Annotated in this window: 17 protein-coding genes; 5 read left to right on the plus strand and 12 right to left on the minus strand. The window is 66.9% G+C overall.

The genetic code is table 11. The annotated features are described in order from the left end of the window. Nucleotides 1-13 precede the first annotated feature (13 nt). The 3 genes from glgA to ACQY8B_RS21785 all read left to right on the plus strand — a co-directional run bounded on the left by glgA (nt 14) and on the right by ACQY8B_RS21785 (nt 4,581). A complete protein-coding gene (gene glgA, locus ACQY8B_RS21775) occupies nt 14-1,492 on the plus strand; it encodes a glycogen synthase GlgA (RefSeq protein WP_422088613.1) in 1,479 nt (492 codons plus the stop codon). A 160-nt stretch (nt 1,493-1,652) separates the two neighbouring features. Next, entirely contained in the window at nt 1,653-4,136 is a 2,484-nt protein-coding gene (locus tag ACQY8B_RS21780; protein ID WP_422088614.1) for a glycogen/starch/alpha-glucan phosphorylase, read from the plus strand. A 22-nt stretch (nt 4,137-4,158) separates the two neighbouring features. Next, nucleotides 4,159-4,581: a hypothetical protein gene (locus ACQY8B_RS21785; RefSeq protein ID WP_422088615.1), complete on the plus strand. Its 423-nt coding sequence runs from the start codon at nt 4,159-4,161 to the stop codon at nt 4,579-4,581. 24 nt (nt 4,582-4,605) lie between these two features. Here the strand turns inward: ACQY8B_RS21785 and ACQY8B_RS21790 are convergent, their stop codons facing one another. The 4 genes from ACQY8B_RS21790 to ACQY8B_RS21805 all read right to left on the minus strand — a co-directional run bounded on the left by ACQY8B_RS21790 (nt 4,606) and on the right by ACQY8B_RS21805 (nt 7,367). After that, a complete protein-coding gene (locus ACQY8B_RS21790) occupies nt 4,606-5,091 on the minus strand; it encodes an ExbD/TolR family protein (RefSeq protein ID WP_422088616.1) in 486 nt (161 codons plus the stop codon). Nucleotides 5,092-5,122: 31 nt separating this feature from the next. Then, nucleotides 5,123-5,818: a MotA/TolQ/ExbB proton channel family protein gene (locus tag ACQY8B_RS21795; protein ID WP_422088617.1), complete on the minus strand. Its 696-nt coding sequence runs from the start codon at nt 5,816-5,818 to the stop codon at nt 5,123-5,125. An 18-nt stretch (nt 5,819-5,836) separates the two neighbouring features. Continuing rightward, on the minus strand, nt 5,837-6,601 hold the full coding sequence (gene dapB / locus ACQY8B_RS21800; RefSeq protein ID WP_422089092.1) for a 4-hydroxy-tetrahydrodipicolinate reductase: 765 nt from the start codon (nt 6,599-6,601) through the stop codon (nt 5,837-5,839). A 199-nt stretch (nt 6,602-6,800) separates the two neighbouring features. Beyond that, complete coding sequence (locus ACQY8B_RS21805) at nt 6,801-7,367, minus strand: outer membrane protein assembly factor BamE (RefSeq protein ID WP_422088618.1); 567 nt, start codon at nt 7,365-7,367, stop codon at nt 6,801-6,803. An 89-nt stretch (nt 7,368-7,456) separates the two neighbouring features. Between ACQY8B_RS21805 and fur the strand changes: the two genes are divergently transcribed. Then, nucleotides 7,457-7,876, plus strand: a complete 420-nt coding sequence (gene fur, locus ACQY8B_RS21810; protein ID WP_019655576.1) for a ferric iron uptake transcriptional regulator — start codon at nt 7,457-7,459, stop codon at nt 7,874-7,876. Nucleotides 7,877-7,938: 62 nt separating this feature from the next. Here the strand turns inward: fur and hprK are convergent, their stop codons facing one another. From hprK to ACQY8B_RS21830, 4 genes are all read right to left on the minus strand, one after another. Beyond that, nucleotides 7,939-8,898, minus strand: a complete 960-nt coding sequence (hprK, locus tag ACQY8B_RS21815; protein ID WP_237678285.1) for an HPr(Ser) kinase/phosphatase — start codon at nt 8,896-8,898, stop codon at nt 7,939-7,941. A gap of 144 nt (nt 8,899-9,042) precedes the next feature. Next, nucleotides 9,043-9,510 carry a PTS sugar transporter subunit IIA gene (locus tag ACQY8B_RS21820; protein WP_081270769.1) on the minus strand — a complete coding sequence of 156 codons (468 nt, stop codon included), beginning with the start codon at nt 9,508-9,510 and terminating at the stop codon, nt 9,043-9,045. A 189-nt stretch (nt 9,511-9,699) separates the two neighbouring features. Then, nucleotides 9,700-10,029, minus strand: coding sequence for a ribosome hibernation-promoting factor, HPF/YfiA family (gene hpf / locus ACQY8B_RS21825; RefSeq protein ID WP_081270768.1), 330 nt, complete (start codon nt 10,027-10,029; stop codon nt 9,700-9,702). Nucleotides 10,030-10,360: 331 nt separating this feature from the next. Then, the gene (locus tag ACQY8B_RS21830) at nt 10,361-12,481 is read right to left on the minus strand and encodes an ATP-dependent helicase (RefSeq protein ID WP_422088619.1); all 2,121 of its coding nucleotides are present in this window, start codon (nt 12,479-12,481) and stop codon (nt 10,361-10,363) included. A gap of 225 nt (nt 12,482-12,706) precedes the next feature. Here ACQY8B_RS21830 and corA point away from each other — a divergent pair, with 225 nt between their 5' ends. Then, nucleotides 12,707-13,693, plus strand: a complete 987-nt coding sequence (corA, locus tag ACQY8B_RS21835; RefSeq protein ID WP_081270766.1) for a magnesium/cobalt transporter CorA — start codon at nt 12,707-12,709, stop codon at nt 13,691-13,693. On the opposite strand, the gene ACQY8B_RS21840 is transcribed toward corA, so the two are convergent. From ACQY8B_RS21840 to ACQY8B_RS21855, 4 genes are read right to left on the minus strand one after another with little or no spacing between them, the layout of a single operon-like run. Next, nucleotides 13,686-14,468, minus strand: coding sequence for a 5'-methylthioadenosine/adenosylhomocysteine nucleosidase (locus ACQY8B_RS21840; RefSeq protein ID WP_422088620.1), 783 nt, complete (start codon nt 14,466-14,468; stop codon nt 13,686-13,688). The genes corA and ACQY8B_RS21840 overlap by 8 nt on opposite strands. Before the next feature lie 13 nt (nt 14,469-14,481). Further along, nucleotides 14,482-16,113: an ABC transporter substrate-binding protein gene (locus tag ACQY8B_RS21845; protein WP_422088621.1), complete on the minus strand. Its 1,632-nt coding sequence runs from the start codon at nt 16,111-16,113 to the stop codon at nt 14,482-14,484. A 36-nt stretch (nt 16,114-16,149) separates the two neighbouring features. Next, on the minus strand, nt 16,150-17,196 hold the full coding sequence (locus ACQY8B_RS21850; RefSeq protein WP_422088622.1) for a dipeptide ABC transporter ATP-binding protein: 1,047 nt from the start codon (nt 17,194-17,196) through the stop codon (nt 16,150-16,152). Continuing rightward, a complete protein-coding gene (locus tag ACQY8B_RS21855; RefSeq protein WP_422088623.1) occupies nt 17,193-18,221 on the minus strand; it encodes an ABC transporter ATP-binding protein in 1,029 nt (342 codons plus the stop codon). The genes ACQY8B_RS21850 and ACQY8B_RS21855 overlap by 4 nt, the downstream gene beginning before the upstream one ends. Between the last annotated feature and the right edge of the window lie 16 nt (nt 18,222-18,237).

The following is an 18,237-nucleotide window of genomic DNA, read 5'->3' on the forward strand; positions in this document are numbered from 1 at the left end:
ATCCAGCCTCCCGATGCGAATCCTGCAAGTCAGCGCCGAACTCTTCCCCCTGCTCAAGACGGGCGGCCTGGCCGACATCGCCGGCGCCCTGCCGCTGGCGCTCATGGCCGAAGGACAGGACACGCGCGTGCTGCTGCCGGGCTTTCCGGCCATCACCCAGGGCGTGCGCGAACTGGCGCCCGTGGCCGGGTTCGACGCCCCCTGGGGCGAGCGCTTCGCGCTGCGGCTCGGGCGCGTGGCGGTCGACGGCACGCCGGGCATCCCGGCCTACGTGATCGATGCGCCCGCGCTCTACGACCGGCCCGGCAACCCGTACGAAGACAACTCGCGCCAGCCCTACGGCGACAACCACCGGCGCTTCGCGCTGCTGGGCTGGGCGGCGGCGCGGCTCGCGCAGGGGCTGGATCCGTCCTGGCAGCCCGAGGTGGTGCATGCGCACGACTGGCACGCCGCGCTGGCGCCGGCCTACCTGCACTTCGCGCGCGAGGCCAGCCAGATGGGCGCATCGCGCGTTGGCAGCGTGTTCACGGTGCACAACCTGGCCTACCAGGGCCTCTTCGCGCCGTGGAACTTCGCGGACCTCGGGTTGCCCGGCCCCGCGTTCCAGATGAACGGCATCGAGTACCACGGCCAGGTCTCGTTCATGAAGGGTGGCCTGTGCTACGCCGACCGGCTCACCACGGTGAGCCCGACTTACGCGCTCGAGATCCAGACGCCCGAGCAGGGCTGCGGGCTCGACGGCCTGCTGCGCCAGCGCAGCGGCGTGCTGAGCGGCATCCTCAACGCGGTCGACGACCAGGTCTGGAACCCGGCGACCGATCCTGCGCTGGTGCAGGGCTATCACACGCCCGAAGGCCGCCACATGGCCGGCAAGGCGCGCTGCAAGTCGGTGCTGCAGCACCAGCTGGGGTTGGCCGAGCGGCCGGACGCGCCGCTTTTCATCCTGGTGAGCCGCCTTACCGAGCAGAAAGGCCTGCGGCTGGTGCTCGACGGCCTGGACTCGCTGCTCGCCCAGGGCGGCCAGCTCGCTCTGCTGGGCAGCGGCGAGGGCTGGCTCGAAGATGCCTTCAGGCAGCGCGCGGCGGCCGCGCCGCAATCGGTCAGCGTGACCATCGGCTACAACGAGGCGCTTGCGCACCAGCTCTTCGGCGCGGGCGACGTGACGCTGGTGCCCTCGCTCTTCGAGCCCTGCGGCCTCACTCAGATGTACGGCCTGAAGTACGGCAGCCTGCCGCTGGTGCGCCGCGTCGGCGGGCTGGCCGACACGGTGGTCGACAGCACGCTCGAAGACCTCGCCAGCGGCGAGGCCACCGGCTTCGTGTTCGATCGCTTCGAGGTGGCCGACTACGAACGCGCCGTGCGCCGCGCCTTCGCGCTCTACCAGCGCGCACCGGACTGGCGGCGCGTGCGCGGCAACGCGATGCGGCGGCCGGCCGACTGGGCTACCGCGGCTGCGCAGTACATCGATGTCTATAGGCAGGCGCCGGGATGAATGCCTGTCTTTCTACTTGTCGGGACTTGTGCCGTTCGGGGGGCGCTCACGCCGACAGGGGACATTCGCGGAGGGGAGTACCCGGTGCCCTGTGCACACACCCCGAACGCCTCCTGACGGCAAATCAGACACACCAACACCCACCCAAAGAGCGCCAACCATGACGATCAAAGACTTCGCCTACGACCACCCCGACCGCGACGTCGCGGCCTTCAAGCGCGCGGTGGCCAACAAGCTGATCTACGCCGTCGGCAAGGACCCTGTCGCGGCCAGCCAGGACGACTGGCTCAACGCCACCTCGCAGGCGGTGCGCGACCAGCTCGTCGAACGCTGGATGATGACCACGCGCGCCAACTACGCGCAGGACCTCAAGCGTGTCTATTACCTGTCGATGGAATTCCTCATCGGGCGCACCTTCACCAACGCGCTGCTGGCCGTGGATTTGTACGACACCGTGCGCGAGGCGCTGGCCGACTTCGGCGTCGACATGGACGCGCTGGCCGAGCGCGAGCCCGACGCGGCCCTGGGCAACGGCGGCCTGGGCCGGCTCGCGGCCTGCTTTCTCGATTCGATGGCCACGCTCGGCGTGCCGGGCATGGGCTACGGCATCCGCTACGAGTACGGCATGTTCCGCCAGCGCATCGTCGACGGCCAGCAGGTCGAGACGCCCGACTACTGGCTCACGCGCGGCAACCCCTGGGAGTTCCAGCGGCCCGAGGTGAACTACCGGGTGCGCTTCGGCGGCCACGTGCAAAAGCGCGAGGGCGCCAATGTGCCGCCCGGCGCGGTCGACTGGGTCGACACGCACGACGTGCTGGCCGTGGCCTACGACACCATCATCCCGGGCTACGGCACGCAGGCCACCAACACGCTGCGGCTGTGGTCGGCGCGCGCCACCGAGGAAATCGACCTCTCGGCCTTCAACCGCGGCAACTACATGGGCGCGGTCGAGAGCAAGAACCAGTCGGAGAACGTGTCGCGCGTGCTCTACCCCGACGACTCCACGCCCTCGGGGCGCGAGCTGCGGCTGCACCAGGAGTACTTCTTCTGCAGCGCCAGCATGCAAGACCTGCTGCGCCGCTACCTGCGCAACCACACGACCTTCGACCAGCTCTCCGAAAAGGTCAGCATCCACCTGAACGACACCCACCCGGTGCTCGCCGTGCCCGAACTCATGCGGCTGCTGCTGGACCAGCACGGCATGCCGTGGGACGAAGCCTGGGCGCACACGCAGAAGGTGTTCAGCTACACCAACCACACGCTGATGCACGAGGCCCTGGAGACCTGGCCGGTCGAGATGCTGGGCCGCATCCTGCCGCGGCACCTGCAGATCATCTACGACATGAACGCGCGGTTCCTGGCCACCGTCGCGCAGAAGCTGGGCAACGACGTCGAGCTGATGCGCAGGCTCTCGCTGGTGGACGAGACCGGCGAGCGGCGCGTGCGCATGGCCTATGTGGCGGTGCTGGCGAGCCACTCGGTCAACGGGGTGTCGGGGCTGCACTCGGAGCTGATGAAGCAGTCGATCTTCTCGGACTTCGCCAAGCTCTTTCCCGAGCGCTTCAACAACAAGACCAATGGCGTCACGCCGCGCCGCTGGCTGGCGCAGGCCAACCCGCCGCTGGCGGCGCTGCTCGACCAGCGCATCGGCAAGGGCTGGCGGCGCGACCTGTCGCAACTGGAGGCGCTCAAGCCGATGGCCGCGCAGCCCGCCTTCGTGCGCGCCTTCCGACATGCCAAGCGCGAGAACAAGCTGCGGCTGGCCAACTGGGTCGAGCAGCACCTGAAGATCGACCTCGACACCGACGCGATGTTCGACGTGCAGGTCAAGCGAATCCACGAATACAAGCGGCAGCTGCTCAACGTGCTGCACGTGGTGGCGCGCTACCACCGCATCCTCGACGCGCAGGCCGCGGGTGTGCCAGTCGACATGGTGCCGCGCGTGGTGGTGTTCGCGGGCAAGGCCGCTTCGGCCTATGTGACGGCCAAGCTGGTGATCCGGCTCATCAACGACGTGGCCAGCACCATCAATGCCGACCCGCGCGTGGGCAAGCTGCTGAAAGTGGTGTTCCTGCCGAACTACAGCGTGAGCCTGGCCGAAATCATCATGCCGGCGGCCGACCTGTCGGAGCAGATCTCGACCGCGGGCACCGAGGCCTCTGGCACCGGCAACATGAAGTTCGCGCTCAACGGCGCGCTGACCATCGGCACGCTGGACGGCGCCAACGTGGAAATGCGCGAGAACGTGGGGCCGGAGAACATCTTCATCTTCGGCAACACCACGCCCGAGGTGGCGGACATCCGCGCACGCGGCTACCAGCCGCGCGACATCTACGAAGGCAACGCCGAACTCAGGCGCGTGCTCGACGCGATCCGCGACGGTGCTTTCTCGCCAGGCGAGCCGGCGCGCTACCAGGGCATCTACGACGCGCTGGTGAACTGGGGCGACCACTACCTGCTGCTGGCGGACTATGCGAGCTACGTGGCGAAGCAGGCCGAGGTGGATGCGCTGTATCGCGATTCGGATGCGTGGACGCGGATGGCTGTTCTGAACGTGGCGGGGATGGGCGCGTTTTCATCGGACCGCACGATTGCGCAGTACGCGCATGAGATCTGGCATACCAAGCCGGTCGTGCTGGGCTGAACCACCTTCGAGGCAACACGCCATGGCATATGCCCGGATGAAAGTCCACACGGCCGCACTGCTCGCGGCACTGGCCCTGTGCACGGTCGCGCACGCCCAGAAGGGCACCCCGCGGGAGCACACTTGGCAACGCAGCACCACGGCGGGCCAGGAGGTGCGCATATTCACCTACGTGCAGCAACGCTCCGATTGCAGCCAGGGACCCGATCCGGTCGTCACCATCCGCACGAAGCCCGCGCACGGCACCGTGAGCGTGCGACCGGGCTCCGTCACCGTCGGCCCGCCGCGGTTCGGCGCGGTCGATTGCAGCGGCCGTACGTTGTCGGGGCAAGGCATCTGGTTCGTGCCGGAAGCGGGATTCAGCGGAACCGACCAGTTCGACTACGAGGTGCAGTTCACCAACGGCGTGGCGCACGACACTGCCATGGTCGAGGTCAAGCCCTGATGCTTCGACGCGCGCGCGGGGCGTTCAGCGTTTGGCGGGCACGGTGGGATCGGTAGCCGGCTGCGGCGCGTCGGTGACGAAGCCGATGCGGCTCAGGCCCGCCTTGTTGGCGATGCCCATCAGCACCACCACCTTGCCGTAGGGCACGGTCTGGTCGGCGCGCAGCTGCACCTCGGTGTCCTTGCTGTCGGCGGCGGCCTTCTCGAAGCGGTCGGCCAGTTCCTCGTCGGTCACGGCCTGGTCGTTGAAGAAGACCTTGCCGGAGGCGTCGACCGACACGCTCACGAACTTGGGCGTGTCGTTGGGCTGGCCCGCGTCGGTCTGCGGGAGGTCGAGCTTGATCGAGCTGGCCATCAGCGGCGCGGTGATGATGAAGATCACCAGCAGCACCAGCATCACGTCGACCAGCGGCGTCACGTTGATGTCGGACAGCGGCCGCTGCGCGCCGCCGCCCATTGCGCGTCCGCCGCCTGCGGCGCCGCTGCCCAGTGAAGTACGACCGAAGGCCATGGTGGTGCCTCGTGCGTTGGTTGCCGGCGGGTCAGACCGGCATCGGCCGCGCGGGTGGCGGCGCGGCGGGCTTCGGCAGCTCGCCGAAACTGCCCAGCAGGTCGTGGGCGAAGCCTTCGAGCTCGGCTTCGATGCGGCCGATGACACGGCCGAACACGTTGTAGGCCAGCACTGCCGGAATGGCCACGGCCAGGCCGAATGCCGTCATGACCAGCGCTTCGCCGACCGGCCCCGCGACCTTGTCGATGGTGAAGCCGCCGGTCTGGCCCGCGATGCCCGACAGCGCGCGGTAGATGCCCCAGACAGTGCCCAGCAGCCCCACGAAAGGCGCGGTGGCGCCCACGGTGGCGAGCAGGATCTGGCCGGCCTGCAGGCGCCGCAGCGCGCCGTGCAGCGCATTGCGCAGGACGCGGGTCAGGCGCTGGTTGCGGTCGACCGCGGCGCCCAGCGTGCCCTCGGGCGCGCTGGCGGCCACGCCGCGGATGGCCGACACCGCCGGCAGCACCAGCGTCGCGCGGTCGAAGGCCCGGAGTTTCTGCTCGGCGTCGGCCAGCGTGGCCGATTGCCAGAAGGCGGCGATGCTGCGCAGCACGTCGCGCGTGCCGCCGCGCAGCAGCCAGGCCTTCCAGAGAATGATGACCCAGCTCGCGATCGACATCGCCAGCAGCAGCGCAGCCACCGAACGGCTGACGCCGTCGCCATGGGTCAGCAGTTCGAGCACGCTCATCGGCGGTCCTTTGGTTTTTTAGCGCAGGCCCAGCACGTCGTACATGTCGAACAGGCCGGCGCGCTGTTCGGCCAGGAAGCGCACCGCGCGCAGGCTGCCCTGGGCATAGGTGACGCGGCTCGACGACTTGTGGGTGATCTCGATGCGTTCGCCGGTACCCGCGAACAGCACGGTGTGGTCGCCCACGATGTCGCCGCCGCGGATGGCCGAGAAGCCGATGGTGGAAGGGTCGCGCTCGCCTGTGATGCCTTCGCGGGCGTAAACGGCGCAGTCCTTGAGGTCGCGGCCCAGCGCGTCGGCAATGACTTCGCCCATCTTGAGCGCGGTGCCCGAGGGCGCGTCGACCTTGTGGCGGTGGTGCGCCTCGATGATCTCGATGTCGTAGCCGGTCGACATGGCCTTGGCCGCCATCTCGAGCAGCTTGAGGGTGACGTTGACGCCCACGCTCATGTTGGGCGCCATCATGATGGCGATGTCCTTGGCGATCTCGGCGATCTCGGCCTTCTGCGCGTCGCTGAAGCCGGTGGTGCCGATGACGGCCTGCACGCCCAGTTCGCGGCACACAGCGAGGTGCGCGAGCGTGCCTTCGGGGCGGGTGAAGTCGATGAGCACCTGCGCATCCTTCAGGCCCGCGCGCAGGTCGGACACGATGGACACGCCGCTGTCGAAGCCCAGGAAGCCGCCGGCATCGGCGCCGAGCGCCGGGCTGCCCGCGATGTCGAGCGCGCCGGCCAGGCGAAGGTCGGGCGTGTTGCGCACGGCCTCGATCAACATGTGGCCCATGCGGCCCGATGCCCCGGCGATGGCGACACGGCGCGGCGCGGAGGCGGAACTTGAGGAAGAAGTGGAAATGGATTCGGTCACGCGGATTCAGTCTTCGAAATGGCCAATGGCATGCATGGACTCGGGACGGACGCCGCCTGACTCGGCGGGCGCCGCCCGCTGTTTTCTTCTGTCGCTTCGGCTCGTTGCCGCAGCACGCTCAGCGCGTGGCTTCGAGCGGAGGGTAGGCGGCCGGCAGCGGCGGCAGGCTGGCCGACGGCGAAGAGGTGGCGCTGTCGGCCTTCTTCTCGTCCTTGGAGGGAGCGAATTTCTTGAGGTCGTCCTCGGATGCCTCGAGCGTGGGCACCTTGCCGGACTTCTTGCGGGTGTCCAGCGTGGCGACGAAGTCTTCCTCGCTGGGCATCTCGTCGCCTTCGAAGCGGTCCATCAGTTCGCCGTTGAAGAACACGGTCAGGTGGCGTTCCTGCGGTTCCACGCCCTGGCGGCGGATGGTGAAGACGTAATCCCAGCGGTTGTTGTGGAAAACGTCGCTCAGCAGCGAGGTGCCGAGGATTTCACGCACCTGCTGGCGCGACATGCCGGGCTTGAGCGCCGCGACCTGTTCCTTCGAGACGAAATTGCCCTGCACCACTTCGACTTTGTAGGGAGTGACGGCCGTCAGGGCGTCACGCGTGCGCTCGCTGAAACCGCTGCAGGCACCGAGGCCGAGCGTCGCGGCGATGGCGGCGACCAGCAGCCAGGGACGGCGTTGGAGAATGGCAGGCATGGGAGGAAGGGGGGGTAGCGATATGATCGGCCATTGTAGCGGCTGCCCTTTTCAGGGCCTTTGCCGCAGCCCAGGGCGCAGGAATCAACATGGCCAACATCGACGAACTCAAGAATACCGGCCTCAAGGCCACATTGCCACGGCTGAAGATCCTCGAGATCTTCCAGACCGGCAGCCAGCGGCACATGACCGCGGAAGACGTGTTTCGCGTGCTTCTGAACGAACACTCCGACATTGGCCTGGCCACCGTCTACCGGGTGCTGACCCAGTTCGAACAGGCCGGCATCCTCGAGCGCAGCCACTTCGAGAGCGGCAAGGCCGTCTACGAACTGAACGAAGGCACGCACCATGACCACCTGATCTGCACCTCTTGCGGCAAGGTCGAGGAGTTCTACGACGCGGAGATCGAACGCCGCCAGCAGATGATCGCAAAGGACAAGGGCTGGATCCTGCAGGACCACGCCATGTCGCTCTACGGTCTTTGCGGAGATTGCGCCAAGAAGCGCTGAACCCGCACCTGTTCCTGCAACAGGAAGCAAAAGAAAAGGGGCGCATTGCCCCTTTTTTGCTTTCAGTCGCTGTCGCGGGCGTTTTCCATCGCCTTGTGGTGGCGTGCCACGAAATCGGCATAGGTGTCGATGCCGCGCAGCTGCAGGATGGAGTTGCGCACTGCCGCTTCCACCAGCACGGCGATGTTCCGCCCCGCCACCACCTGGATGATGACCTTGCGCACCGGGATGCCCAGCACGTCCTGCGTGAGCGGCGCCGAGGGCATGCGTTCGTAGTCGCGCTCGAAGCTGTCGCGCCGCACCAGGTGCACGATGAGCTTGAGCCGCATCTTCCGGCGCACCGCCGTCTCGCCGAAGATCGCGCGGATGTCCAGCAGGCCGATGCCGCGCACCTCCAGCAGGTTCAGCAGCAGATCGGGGCAGCGCCCCTCGATGGTGTTCTGGTTGATGCGGTAGAGGTCGACCGCGTCGTCGGCCACGAGGCCGTTGCCGCGCGAGATCAGCTCCAGGCCCAGCTCGCTCTTGCCCAGGCCCGACTCGCCCGTGATCATCACGCCCATGCCCAGGATGTCCATGAACACGCCGTGCATCGAGGTGCGCTCGGCGAAGTGCTTGGACAGGTAGGCACGCAGCAGGTCGATCACGAAGGCCGACGATTCGCGCGTGGCAAAGAGCGGCAGCTGCGCGCGCTCGCAGATCGACAGCAGCTCGTCGGGAGCGGCCTGGCCGTCGGCCAGCACCAGCATTGGCGGCTCCAGCGTGACGATGCGGGCAATGCGGCGGGCGCAGTCTTCCTGGCTGCCGCGCGTCAGGTAGGCCACTTCGCGTGCACCCAGTATCTGCACGCGGTACGGATGGATGTAGTTGAGGTAGCCGACCAGGTCGGCCGCCGACTGCGCACGGCTGATGACTTCGGGGTCGAACTGGCGCTCTGACGCCCCGAGCCCGGCGAGCCATTCCCAGCGGAGCGACCCGCGGAACTCCTCGAACATGGCATCGGCGCTGATGACGGTCGGCTTCATGCGTTCAGGAGATGGCGCTCACGCACCAGATTTGGGGCAGGCCAGAATACCGCGGAACCGGCTTTGCCGGGCCGCTGGTATTGCCCCCGGTAGGGGGTTGGCGAAGCGACACGAAGTGCGCGAAGCCTGGGGGCGAGCCACAGGTCAGGCGATTTGAGTGGAGTGCCAGCCGGCAATGAGGCCGTGCAGGGCGGCGGCGTCGGTGCTGGACTTGATCTGCTCGCGCAGGCTGGAGTCGCTCAGCAGCTCGGCGATTTCAGAGAGGATTTCGAGATGCTTCTGCGTGGCCGCTTCGGGCACCAGCAGGAAGATCAGGAGCGCGACGGGCTGTTCGTCGGGGGCATCGAAGCCGATCGGGTTGGCCAGCTGGAACACGGCGGCCATCGGCGCCTTGAGGCCCTTGATGCGGCCATGGGGAATGGCGACGCCGTGGCCCAGGCCGGTGGAGCCGAGGCGCTCGCGCGCAAACAGGCTGTCGGTGATCAGGGCGCGTCCCAGGCCGTGAAGGCTTTCGAACAGCAGACCTGCTTCTTCGAAAGCACGTTTCTTGCTAGTAGCGTCAACGCTCACAAGCACTTGAGCGGGCGGCAGGATGGACGCGAGGCGATTCATGGTGGGTGCAGAGCGGGGGCGATTATGCACCCGCTTGGTAAAAACCCCCAGTCCCCCTATTTACTTTCTGTCTACATGTTGCCCGGAGGCCTCGCCCGCCCTCTGAGCGACGGCAATGCCCCAGCGCAATAGTCGGAAAACAAAAAGCCGCCCGAAGGCGGCTTGTGGGTGGAGCCGGAGGGCTCGGGTCTACATCAGGCGCTTGGGCGCCGCGTGATGGTGGTCTTGCAGGCGGTCCTTGTGACGGACCACCTGGCGGTCGAGCTTGTCGACCAGTTCATCGACCGCAGCGTAGAGATCAGCGTGGCTCGACTCCGCGAACATGTCATTGCCCTTGACGTGAATGTTGCACTCCGCCCTTTGGCGGCGTTCCTTTTCCTTCTGCTTTTCCACCGTGAGGATCACCTTGACATCGACTACCTGGTCGAAATGTCGCGTGATCCGGTCCAGCTTGCTCGTGACGTAGGTGCGCAAGGCAGGTGTGACGTCGAGGTGATGACCGCTGATCGTCAAATTCATGAATGACCTCCTGGAATTGACGGTTGGGGAAATGACCGCACTCCGGAATGGAGCTTGGCCGGCGAAACAGGTGTGTGGGGAAGGGAAAGAGAAGAAGAGACTGGGTAAGAGAAGAAGAAAGCTGGAAGGGTCGATTCACTATGCCCAAGCTGTCACGGTATTGCAATACCAGAGTTGTCCCAAGCTGCGGCCGCACCGCGTGTTTCCCGCGGCACGCTAGCGAATCAATAGCAGCACCCGCGCGCAGGACAGGCGCCGCGGCGTTTCGTTCAAAAGTGTTTCAACAGGAAAGCCCTCGAGACCCTGCCGCCGAGAGGGCCGGCGAACAGGCTCAGCGCCAGGCGGCGCGCATGCGGTTGCGCAGGTCGATCACGGCGGTGGGCGGCGGCACGGCCGGCGGGCGCTCCGGCGGAGGCGGCCAGGTCTGCTGCTCGAAGCCCGCGAGGTCGGCATCGGCAATGAAGCGCGTGCGGTTGGCATACAGATGCCGGTCGCCGCGCGCCGACTGCTGCGTGACGTAGAAGCGCTGCGGCACCAGCAGGTGCAGGTGGTCGCGTGCGCGGGTCATCGCCACGTAGAGCAGGCGGCGTTCTTCTTCCAGCTCGTGCGCGCTCTGCGCCACGTCGGCCGGCAGGCAGCCGTCGACCACATTGATCACATGCACCGAGTTCCACTCCTGCCCCTTGGCCGAATGGATGGTCGAGAGGATCAGGTAGTCCTCGTCGAGCAGCGGCGGCCCCGGGCGGTCGCTGGTGGCCTCGGGCGGATCGAGCGTCAGTTCGGTCAGGAAGCGTTCGCGCGAACCGTAGCCGGCGGCCAGCCGCGAAAGCTGCTCGACGTCGGCGCGCCGCACGCCCGAGGTGTCTTCGTACAGCCGCTCCAGGTGCGGCTGATACCAGGCCATCGCCACCTCCACGTCGGCCGGCCATGCCAGCGAAGGCGAGCGCAGCGCCTCGTAGGCCTTGGCGAAATCGGCCCATTGCTCGCGCGCCGCGGAGGGCGGCACGAAGTCGCGCACTGCGGCCACGGGGTCGGCGGCCTGGTCCATCGCGTCGAGCAGCCGCGTGCCGGTGACGGGCCCGATGCCCGGGATCAGCTGCGTCACGCGAAAGCCCGCCATGCGGCCGCGCGGGTTCTGCGCGAAACGCAGCACTGCGAGCAGGTCCTTCACATGCGAGGCCTCGAGAAACTTGAGCCCGCCGAACTTCACGAACGGGATGTTGCGCCGCGCCAGCTCGAGTTCGAGCGCCGCGCTGTGCGACGAGGTGCGAAACAGCACCGCCTGCGACTTCAGCGCCAGCCCGCCCTCGCGGTGCGCCAGCACCTTGTCGGCCACCCAGCGCGCCTGCTCCGCCTCGTCGGGCACGAGCACCAGCAGCGGCTTGCCGGCCGATGGCTTGTCGGTCCACAGCGTCTTGGCGTGCCGCTCGGCTGCTTGCGCGATGACGCGGTTCGAGGCGTCGAGGATCGGCTGCGTCGAGCGGTAGTTGCGCTCCAGCGTGACCACGCGCGCGTCCTGCGTGAACTGCGACGGGAAGTCGAGGATATTGCGCACCGTGGCGCCCCTGAACGAGTAGATCGACTGCGCGTCGTCCCCCACCACCGTCACGCCGCGCCCGTCGGGCTTGAGCGCCAGCAGGATCGAGGCCTGCAGCAGGTTGGTGTCCTGGTATTCGTCGACCAGCACATGGTCGAAGCGCGCGCCGACGTGCGCTGCCAGCGCGGGCTCGGCGACCATGCCGGCCCAGTAGAGCAGCAGGTCGTCGTAGTCGAGCACGTTCTGCTGCTGCTTGGCCTCGACATAGGCGCCGAACAGCTTCTTCAGCTCGGCTTCCCATTCGCCGCACCAAGGGAACGACTCCCGCAGCACCTCGGCCAGCGGCGCGCGCGTGTTCACGCAGCGCGAGTAGATGGACAGGCAGGTGCCCTTGCGCGGAAAGCGGTTGACGGTGGAAGACAGGCCCAACTCGTGGCGCGCCAGCCCCATCAGGTCTTCGGCATCGCCACGGTCGTGGATGGTGAAGTTCTCGTCCAGCCCGATCTGCGCGGCGTACTCGCGCAGCAGCCGCGCGCCTATGCCATGGAAGGTGCCCGCCCACGGCAGCGAAGGCGGTGCCTCCGACTTCAGCCCCAGCACCTTCGTCAGCACCTGGCCGGCGCGCCGGCCCATTTCCTGCGCGGCGCGGCGCGAGAAGGTCAGCAGCAGCAGGCGCTGCGGATCGACGCCGCCGGCTATCAGGTGCGCCACGCGATGCGCCAGCGTGCTGGTCTTGCCCGACCCGGCACCGGCAATGACGAGCAGCGGCCGCTCGTCGCGCTCGGCAATGGCCGCTCCCACCCCGTGCTCGACCGCCGCGCGCTGCGCGTCGTTGAGCGTGGCCAGCGCGGCGGCCAGGCGCTCGGCCTGGGTCTTCGGGGCGGTGGAAAGAACGGGGAGCGCAGCGGTCTGCATGGGCACGACTTTACTGTATGCCCGTCCAGTCCAGCCACCTTGCTGCCATGTGGCCGGTGACATAATCGCGCCTCGCTGCAACCGGAGACTCTTCCCATGGAAACCGCCCCGTCTCGGCAGCTTTCAACTCCCTTTCACTGACGCGTTTTCTTCACGCACGTCGGGCCCGGGAATTGAAAGCGCCCCTCCCTCGCCCATCGTCCAGTCACCCCCGGGAGTGAGCCAATGCTCAACATCTTTACGCTCGCCAACGGCCGCCTCGTCCAGGAAGAGATCGAGGCGCTCGAAGAGCTTTCCAAGTTCCAGCCGATCTGGGTCGACCTCGAATCGCCCACGCTCGAAGAAAAGCGCTGGATCAAGCAGTACTACGGCCTGTCCATCCCCGAAGACGCGATGGACGAGGACATCGAGGAATCCGCCCGCTTCTACGAGGAAGACAACGGCGAGCTGCACATACGCTCCGACTTCCTGATCGACGACGACGAGAACCCGCGCACCGTGCGCGTCGCTTTCATCCTGAACCAGCACAACACCGACCTGCGCAGCCGCGGCGTGCTGTTCTCGATCCACGACGAGGACGTGCCGGTGTTCCGCCTGCTGCGCATGCGTGCGCGCCGCGCACCGGGGCTTATCGAGGACGCCAAGGAAGTCATGCTCAAGCTGTTCGACGCCGACGCCGAGTATTCGGCCGACACGCTCGAGAACATCTACGACGAACTCGAAGTGGCCGGCAAGAAGGTGCTGTCGGGCAACGTGAGCGACGAGCTGGCCGGCGAGGTGCTCGGTGCCATCGCGCGGCAGGAAGACTTGAACGGCCGCATCCGCCGCAACGTGATGGACACGCGCCGCGCGGTCAGCTTCATGATGCGCAGCAAGATGCTCAACGCCGAGCAGTTCGAAGAGGCGCGCCAGATCCTGCGCGACATCGAGTCGCTGGACAACCACACGGCCTTCCTGTTCGACAAGATCAACTTCCTGATGGATGCGACCGTCGGTTTCATCAACATCAACCAGAACAAGACCATCAAGATCTTCTCGGTGGCCAGCGTGGCGCTGCTGCCGCCCACGCTGATCGCCAGCATCTACGGCATGAACTTCAAGTTCATGCCGGAGCTCGACTGGGCCATGGGCTATCCGTATGCCATCGTGCTGATGGCTGCCAGCGCGCTGGTGCCGATGTGGTACTTCCGCCGGCGCGGCTGGCTCAAGTAGCCGCGTCTTCCGTGGGCAGCGTGGCCAGCCACGCGCCCACCAGCGCGAGGCTGTAGCGGCTCGCCACCTCCACCACGAAGCGCGCGAAGTCGCCATGCGCGGCATCGTCGGCGCGGTCCGAAATGGTGCGCATCGCGGCATACGGCACGCCGTAGTCGTGACACACCTGCGCCATCGCCGCGCCTTCCATCTCGACCGCGAGCGCATCGGGCAGCTCGCGCTGCAAGGCCGCGCTCTCCGCGGTGGTCGATACGAAGCGGTCGCCGCTCACCAGCAGGCCACGGTGCACACGAGGCTGCCAAAGGCTGAATTCGTCCACCGCCTGTTTGCCGACCAAGGCTACTGGGTCACGCAGCACATCGGCCACCACGACCGCCAGCGCGTTGCCGATGGCGGCATCGGCCGCGAAGCGCGCCATGCCCATCAGCGGCACCTCGTGCTTCGGGAAGAGCGGCGAGGCGTCCATGTCGTGCTGCAGCAGTTCGGTGGGCACGACCACGTCGCCCACGTTCACGCCCGGCGCCAATCCACCCGCCACGCCGGTGAACACGATGGCCCGCACGCCGAAGCGCTCGAGCAGCACCGTGGCCGTGACCGCCGCCGCGACCTTGCCGATGCGCGACAGCACCGCGACTACCGGCTGGCCCTGCAGATGGCCCACCCAGAAGTCGCGTCCGGCCACGCGCACACGCTGCTCGTCGGGCATCTGCGCAAGCAGGGCACTCAGCTCCTCGTGCATCGCCGCAACGATGGCGACGGGTGCAACACCGCTCATTCGGCCGCGTCCATCACTTGATGTCTACGCCATAGAAGGTGTGGCGGCCGAAGGGGCTCAGCTTGAAGTCGACCACTTCCTTGCGCACCGGCTTCAGCTGCACCGCGTGGGCGATGGTGAACCACGGCGCCTGCTCCTTGAAGATGACCTGGGCCTTCTTGTAGAGCGCGTCGCGGTCGGCCTGCTTGGTCGCGCTCTTGGCCTTCACCACGAGGTCTTCGTAAGGCTGGTAGCAGAACTTCGAGATGTTGCTGCCGCTGGCCGACTTGGCCGATGCGCAGCCCAGCAGCGTGTAGAGGAAGTTGTCTGGATCGCCGTTGTCGCCGGTCCAGCCCAGCATGCCCATCTGGTGCTCGCCGGCCTGCAGGCGCTTGCGGTACTCGCCCCACTCGAAGCTCTTGATCTCGGCCTTGACGTTGATCTTGGCCAGGTCGGCCTGCATCAGCTCGGCGATGCGCTTGGCGTTCGGGTTGTACGGGCGCTGCACCGGCATGGCCCAAAGGTCGGTCGAGAAACCGTCCGGGTAGCCAGCCTGCGCCAACAGCTTCTTCGCTGCTTCGGGGTCGTACGGGTCGTCCTTCACCGCGTCGTTGTAGGACCACATGGTCGGCGGGATCGGGTTCTTCGCGGCCACGCCGGTCGTGAGGTACACCCCGTCGATGATGGCCTTCTTGTTGATCGCCATGTTGATGGCCTTGCGCACGCGCACGTCGTCGAAAGGCTTCTTCGTCGTGTTGTACGAGAGGTAGCCCACGTTCAGGCCGGGCTGCTCCAGCACCTGCACGTTCGGGTCCTTGCGGATCGCGTCGAGGTCGGCCGGGTTCGGGTACGGCATGACGTGGCACTCGCCCTTCTGCAGCTTGGCCCAGCGCACCGAGGCATCGGGCGTGATGGCAAACACGAGGTCGTCGATCTTTGCCTTGCCGCCCCAGTACTGCGGGAAGGCCTTGAAGCGGATGATCGCGTCCTTCTGGTACTGCACCAAGTAGAAGGGGCCGGTGCCGATCGGGTCCTGGTCGACTTTCTCGGGTGTGCCGGCCTTCAGCATGGCAATGGCGTATTCCTTCGACTGGATGCCCGCGTACTGCATCGCCAGGTTCGCGAGGAACGGCGCCTCGGGCTGGTTGAGCACGATCTTCACCGTGTAGTCGTCGATGCGGTCGACCGTCTTCAGCAGCTTGGGCATGCCCATGTCGTTGAAGTACGAGTGGTTCTGGCTCGTGACCTTGAAGAAGGGATCGCTCTCCTTCCACTGCCGCTCGAGCATGAAGATGAAGTCGTCGGCGTTGAAGTCGCGCGTGGGCTTGAAGCTCTTGCTCGTGCTGTGCCACTTCACGCCCTTGCGCAGGTGGAAGGTGTAGACCGTGCCGTCGGCGGAAATGTCCCACTTCTCGGCCAGGCCCGGCACGACCTTGGTGCCGCCGCGCTCGAACTCGACGATGGTGTTGTAGACCTGCGTGGTCACGTCGAACGAGGTGCCGGTGGTGTTCATGCCCGGATAGAAATTCTCCGGGCTGCCTTCCGAGCAATACACCAGCGTCTTGGCTGACACCGCGCCGCAGGCCAGGGTAAGGGCCGCAATCGCTGTCGGTGCCAGGAGCGCCAGGCTTCGTGAGCGGCGCGAAACGGTGGGCTGGGTCTTCATTTGGACTCCTTGGGACACGGTTGAAAAAGCAGGTTGCTAGGGATTCGTCGCCATCGCGATGGCGCCCGACGGAACATCGGCGCGCACGAGCGGCGCGCCTTCGAGAAACTTCTCCGAGAAATGGCATGCCACCAGCCGCTCGTCGAGCATGCGCGGCAGCGGGCGTTCTTCGCGGCAGCGCTGGGCCACATGCGGGCAGCGCGTGCTGAACACGCACCCCGTGGGCGGATTCAGCGGCGAAGGCAGTTCGCCCTTGAGCACGATGCGCTGGCTGCTGAGCCCCGGCGTGGAAGCCAGCAGCGCCTGCGTATAGGGATGCAGCGGCCGCGCGAAGATGCGCGACTTCGGGCCCTGCTCCACAGCATGGCCGAGGTACATCACGAGCACGTCGTGCGCGATGTGCCTCACCACGCCAAGGTCGTGCGAGATGAAGAGATACGCCAGCCCCAGTTCGGCCTGCAGGTCGGCCAACAGGTTCAGCACCTGCGCCTGGATCGACACGTCGAGCGCCGACACAGGCTCGTCGGCCACCAGCAGGCGCGGGTTCAGCATCAGCGCGCGCGCAATGGCGATGCGCTGGCGCTGGCCGCCGGAGAACATGTGCGGATAGCGGTTGGCGTACTCGGGCCGCAGGCCCACGCGCGCCAGCATCTCGCGCGCCTTGGCTGCGCGCTCCTGCTTGCCCATGGTGGTGTTGATGGCCAGCGGATCTTCGAGCACCGCCGAAATCTTCTTGCGCGGATTGAGCGAGCCGTACGGGTTCTGGAACACCAGTTGAACGGCCTGGCGCAGCTCGCGCTTGCGCTCCGGCGGCGGGTTCACCGCATCGGCGCCGACCAGCATGAGCTGGCCCGCCGTCGGCTTCTCGATCAGCGCGACCATGCGCGCGAGCGTCGACTTGCCGCAGCCCGATTCGCCGACCACGGCCAGCGTGCGGCCGCGCTCGATGCGGAAAGAGATGTCGCCCACCGCGCGCAGATGCGACGGTGCACGGAACATGCCACGGCGGATGTCGTAGGTACGCTGCAGGTGGGCCGCCTCGACGACCACTTCGTTCGTTGTACCGGCCGATGCTTCGCTCATGGCAGCACCTCGTCGGCCGCTCGCCGCTTGGGCGGATCGCTTTCGATGGCCGCCTTGCGCCCCGGCTCGCCGAGCGGAAAGTGGCATCGCACTTCCGCGCCCTGCCATTCGCGCAGCGCCGGGCGCACCTGGCAGGCGCGCTCGGTGACATAGCCGCAACGCGGCGCGAACAGGCAGCCCGCCGGCCGGTCGTGCACGCCCGGCACCATGCCGCTGATGGTGGCGAGCCGGCCTTCGGGCGCGACGCGCTCGGGCAATGCCGCGAGCAGTGCCTCGGTGTAGGGGTGCTGCGGCGATGCGAAAAGCCGGTCGACGCGCTGGTGCTCCATCACCTGGCCCGCGTACATCACCGCGATGCGCTGCGCCATCTCGCTCACCACGCCCATGTTGTGCGTGATGAGCACCAGCGCCATGCCGCGCTCCTTCTGCAGGTCGCGCAGCAGGTCGAGGATCTGCGCCTGGATGGTGACGTCGAGCGCGGTGGTCGGCTCGTCGGCAATCAGCAGGCGCGGGTTGCAGGCGATGGCCATCGCGATCATCACGCGCTGGTTCATGCCGCCCGAGAGCTGGTGCGGATAGCTGCCCAGGCGCGACGACGCGGCGGGAATCCCGACCTGTTCGAGCAGCTCTGTCGCGCGGCGCTTCGCATCGCGCTTGTCGAGCTTCAGGTGCAGCCGCAATGTCTCCATCAGCTGGAAGCCGATGGTGAAGCAGGGGTTGAGGCTGGTGGTCGGCTCCTGGAAGATCATCGCGACCTCCTTGCCGACCAGCGAGCGCCGCGCCTTGTCGGAAATGCCCAGCAGTTCCTTGCCGGCAAAGCGCATGTGCTCCGCGCGAACGCGGCCCGGGAAGCCGACCAGGCCCATCAGCGCCATCATCGTGACGCTCTTGCCCGAGCCCGATTCGCCGACGATGCCGAGCACCTCGCCTTCTTCGAGCGTGAGGCTCACGCCATCGACTGCGTGCAGCACGCCGCCTTGCGTGGGGAACTCGACGTGCAGGTCCTTGATGTCAAGCAAAGGCATCTGTCCGTTCCTTTGC

The organism is Variovorax sp. (assembly GCF_965279555.1).
Lineage (GTDB): Bacteria > Pseudomonadota > Gammaproteobacteria > Burkholderiales > Burkholderiaceae_C > Variovorax.

Excerpts from the sequence above, each read along its gene's own strand:
- hprK (WP_237678285.1), bottom strand. The coding sequence starts at position 8,898 with ATGAAGCCGACCGTCATCAGCGCCGATGCCATGTTCGAGGAGTTCCGC.
- dapB (WP_422089092.1), bottom strand. The coding sequence starts at position 6,601 with ATGGGCCACATGTTGATCGAGGCCGTGCGCAACACGCCCGACCTTCGC.
- ACQY8B_RS21805 (WP_422088618.1), bottom strand. The coding sequence starts at position 7,367 with ATGCCTGCCATTCTCCAACGCCGTCCCTGGCTGCTGGTCGCCGCCATC.
- ACQY8B_RS21785 (WP_422088615.1), top strand. The coding sequence starts at position 4,159 with ATGGCATATGCCCGGATGAAAGTCCACACGGCCGCACTGCTCGCGGCA.
- ACQY8B_RS21830 (WP_422088619.1), bottom strand. The coding sequence starts at position 12,481 with ATGCAGACCGCTGCGCTCCCCGTTCTTTCCACCGCCCCGAAGACCCAG.
- ACQY8B_RS21845 (WP_422088621.1), bottom strand. The coding sequence starts at position 16,113 with ATGAAGACCCAGCCCACCGTTTCGCGCCGCTCACGAAGCCTGGCGCTC.
- ACQY8B_RS21850 (WP_422088622.1), bottom strand. The coding sequence starts at position 17,196 with ATGAGCGAAGCATCGGCCGGTACAACGAACGAAGTGGTCGTCGAGGCG.
- ACQY8B_RS21820 (WP_081270769.1), bottom strand. The coding sequence starts at position 9,510 with ATGAATCGCCTCGCGTCCATCCTGCCGCCCGCTCAAGTGCTTGTGAGC.
- ACQY8B_RS21840 (WP_422088620.1), bottom strand. The coding sequence starts at position 14,468 with ATGAGCGGTGTTGCACCCGTCGCCATCGTTGCGGCGATGCACGAGGAG.
- glgA (WP_422088613.1), top strand. The coding sequence starts at position 14 with ATGCGAATCCTGCAAGTCAGCGCCGAACTCTTCCCCCTGCTCAAGACG.
- corA (WP_081270766.1), top strand. The coding sequence starts at position 12,707 with ATGCTCAACATCTTTACGCTCGCCAACGGCCGCCTCGTCCAGGAAGAG.
- ACQY8B_RS21795 (WP_422088617.1), bottom strand. The coding sequence starts at position 5,818 with ATGAGCGTGCTCGAACTGCTGACCCATGGCGACGGCGTCAGCCGTTCG.
- ACQY8B_RS21780 (WP_422088614.1), top strand. The coding sequence starts at position 1,653 with ATGACGATCAAAGACTTCGCCTACGACCACCCCGACCGCGACGTCGCG.
- ACQY8B_RS21790 (WP_422088616.1), bottom strand. The coding sequence starts at position 5,091 with ATGGCCTTCGGTCGTACTTCACTGGGCAGCGGCGCCGCAGGCGGCGGA.
- hpf (WP_081270768.1), bottom strand. The coding sequence starts at position 10,029 with ATGAATTTGACGATCAGCGGTCATCACCTCGACGTCACACCTGCCTTG.
- ACQY8B_RS21855 (WP_422088623.1), bottom strand. The coding sequence starts at position 18,221 with ATGCCTTTGCTTGACATCAAGGACCTGCACGTCGAGTTCCCCACGCAA.
- fur (WP_019655576.1), top strand. The coding sequence starts at position 7,457 with ATGGCCAACATCGACGAACTCAAGAATACCGGCCTCAAGGCCACATTG.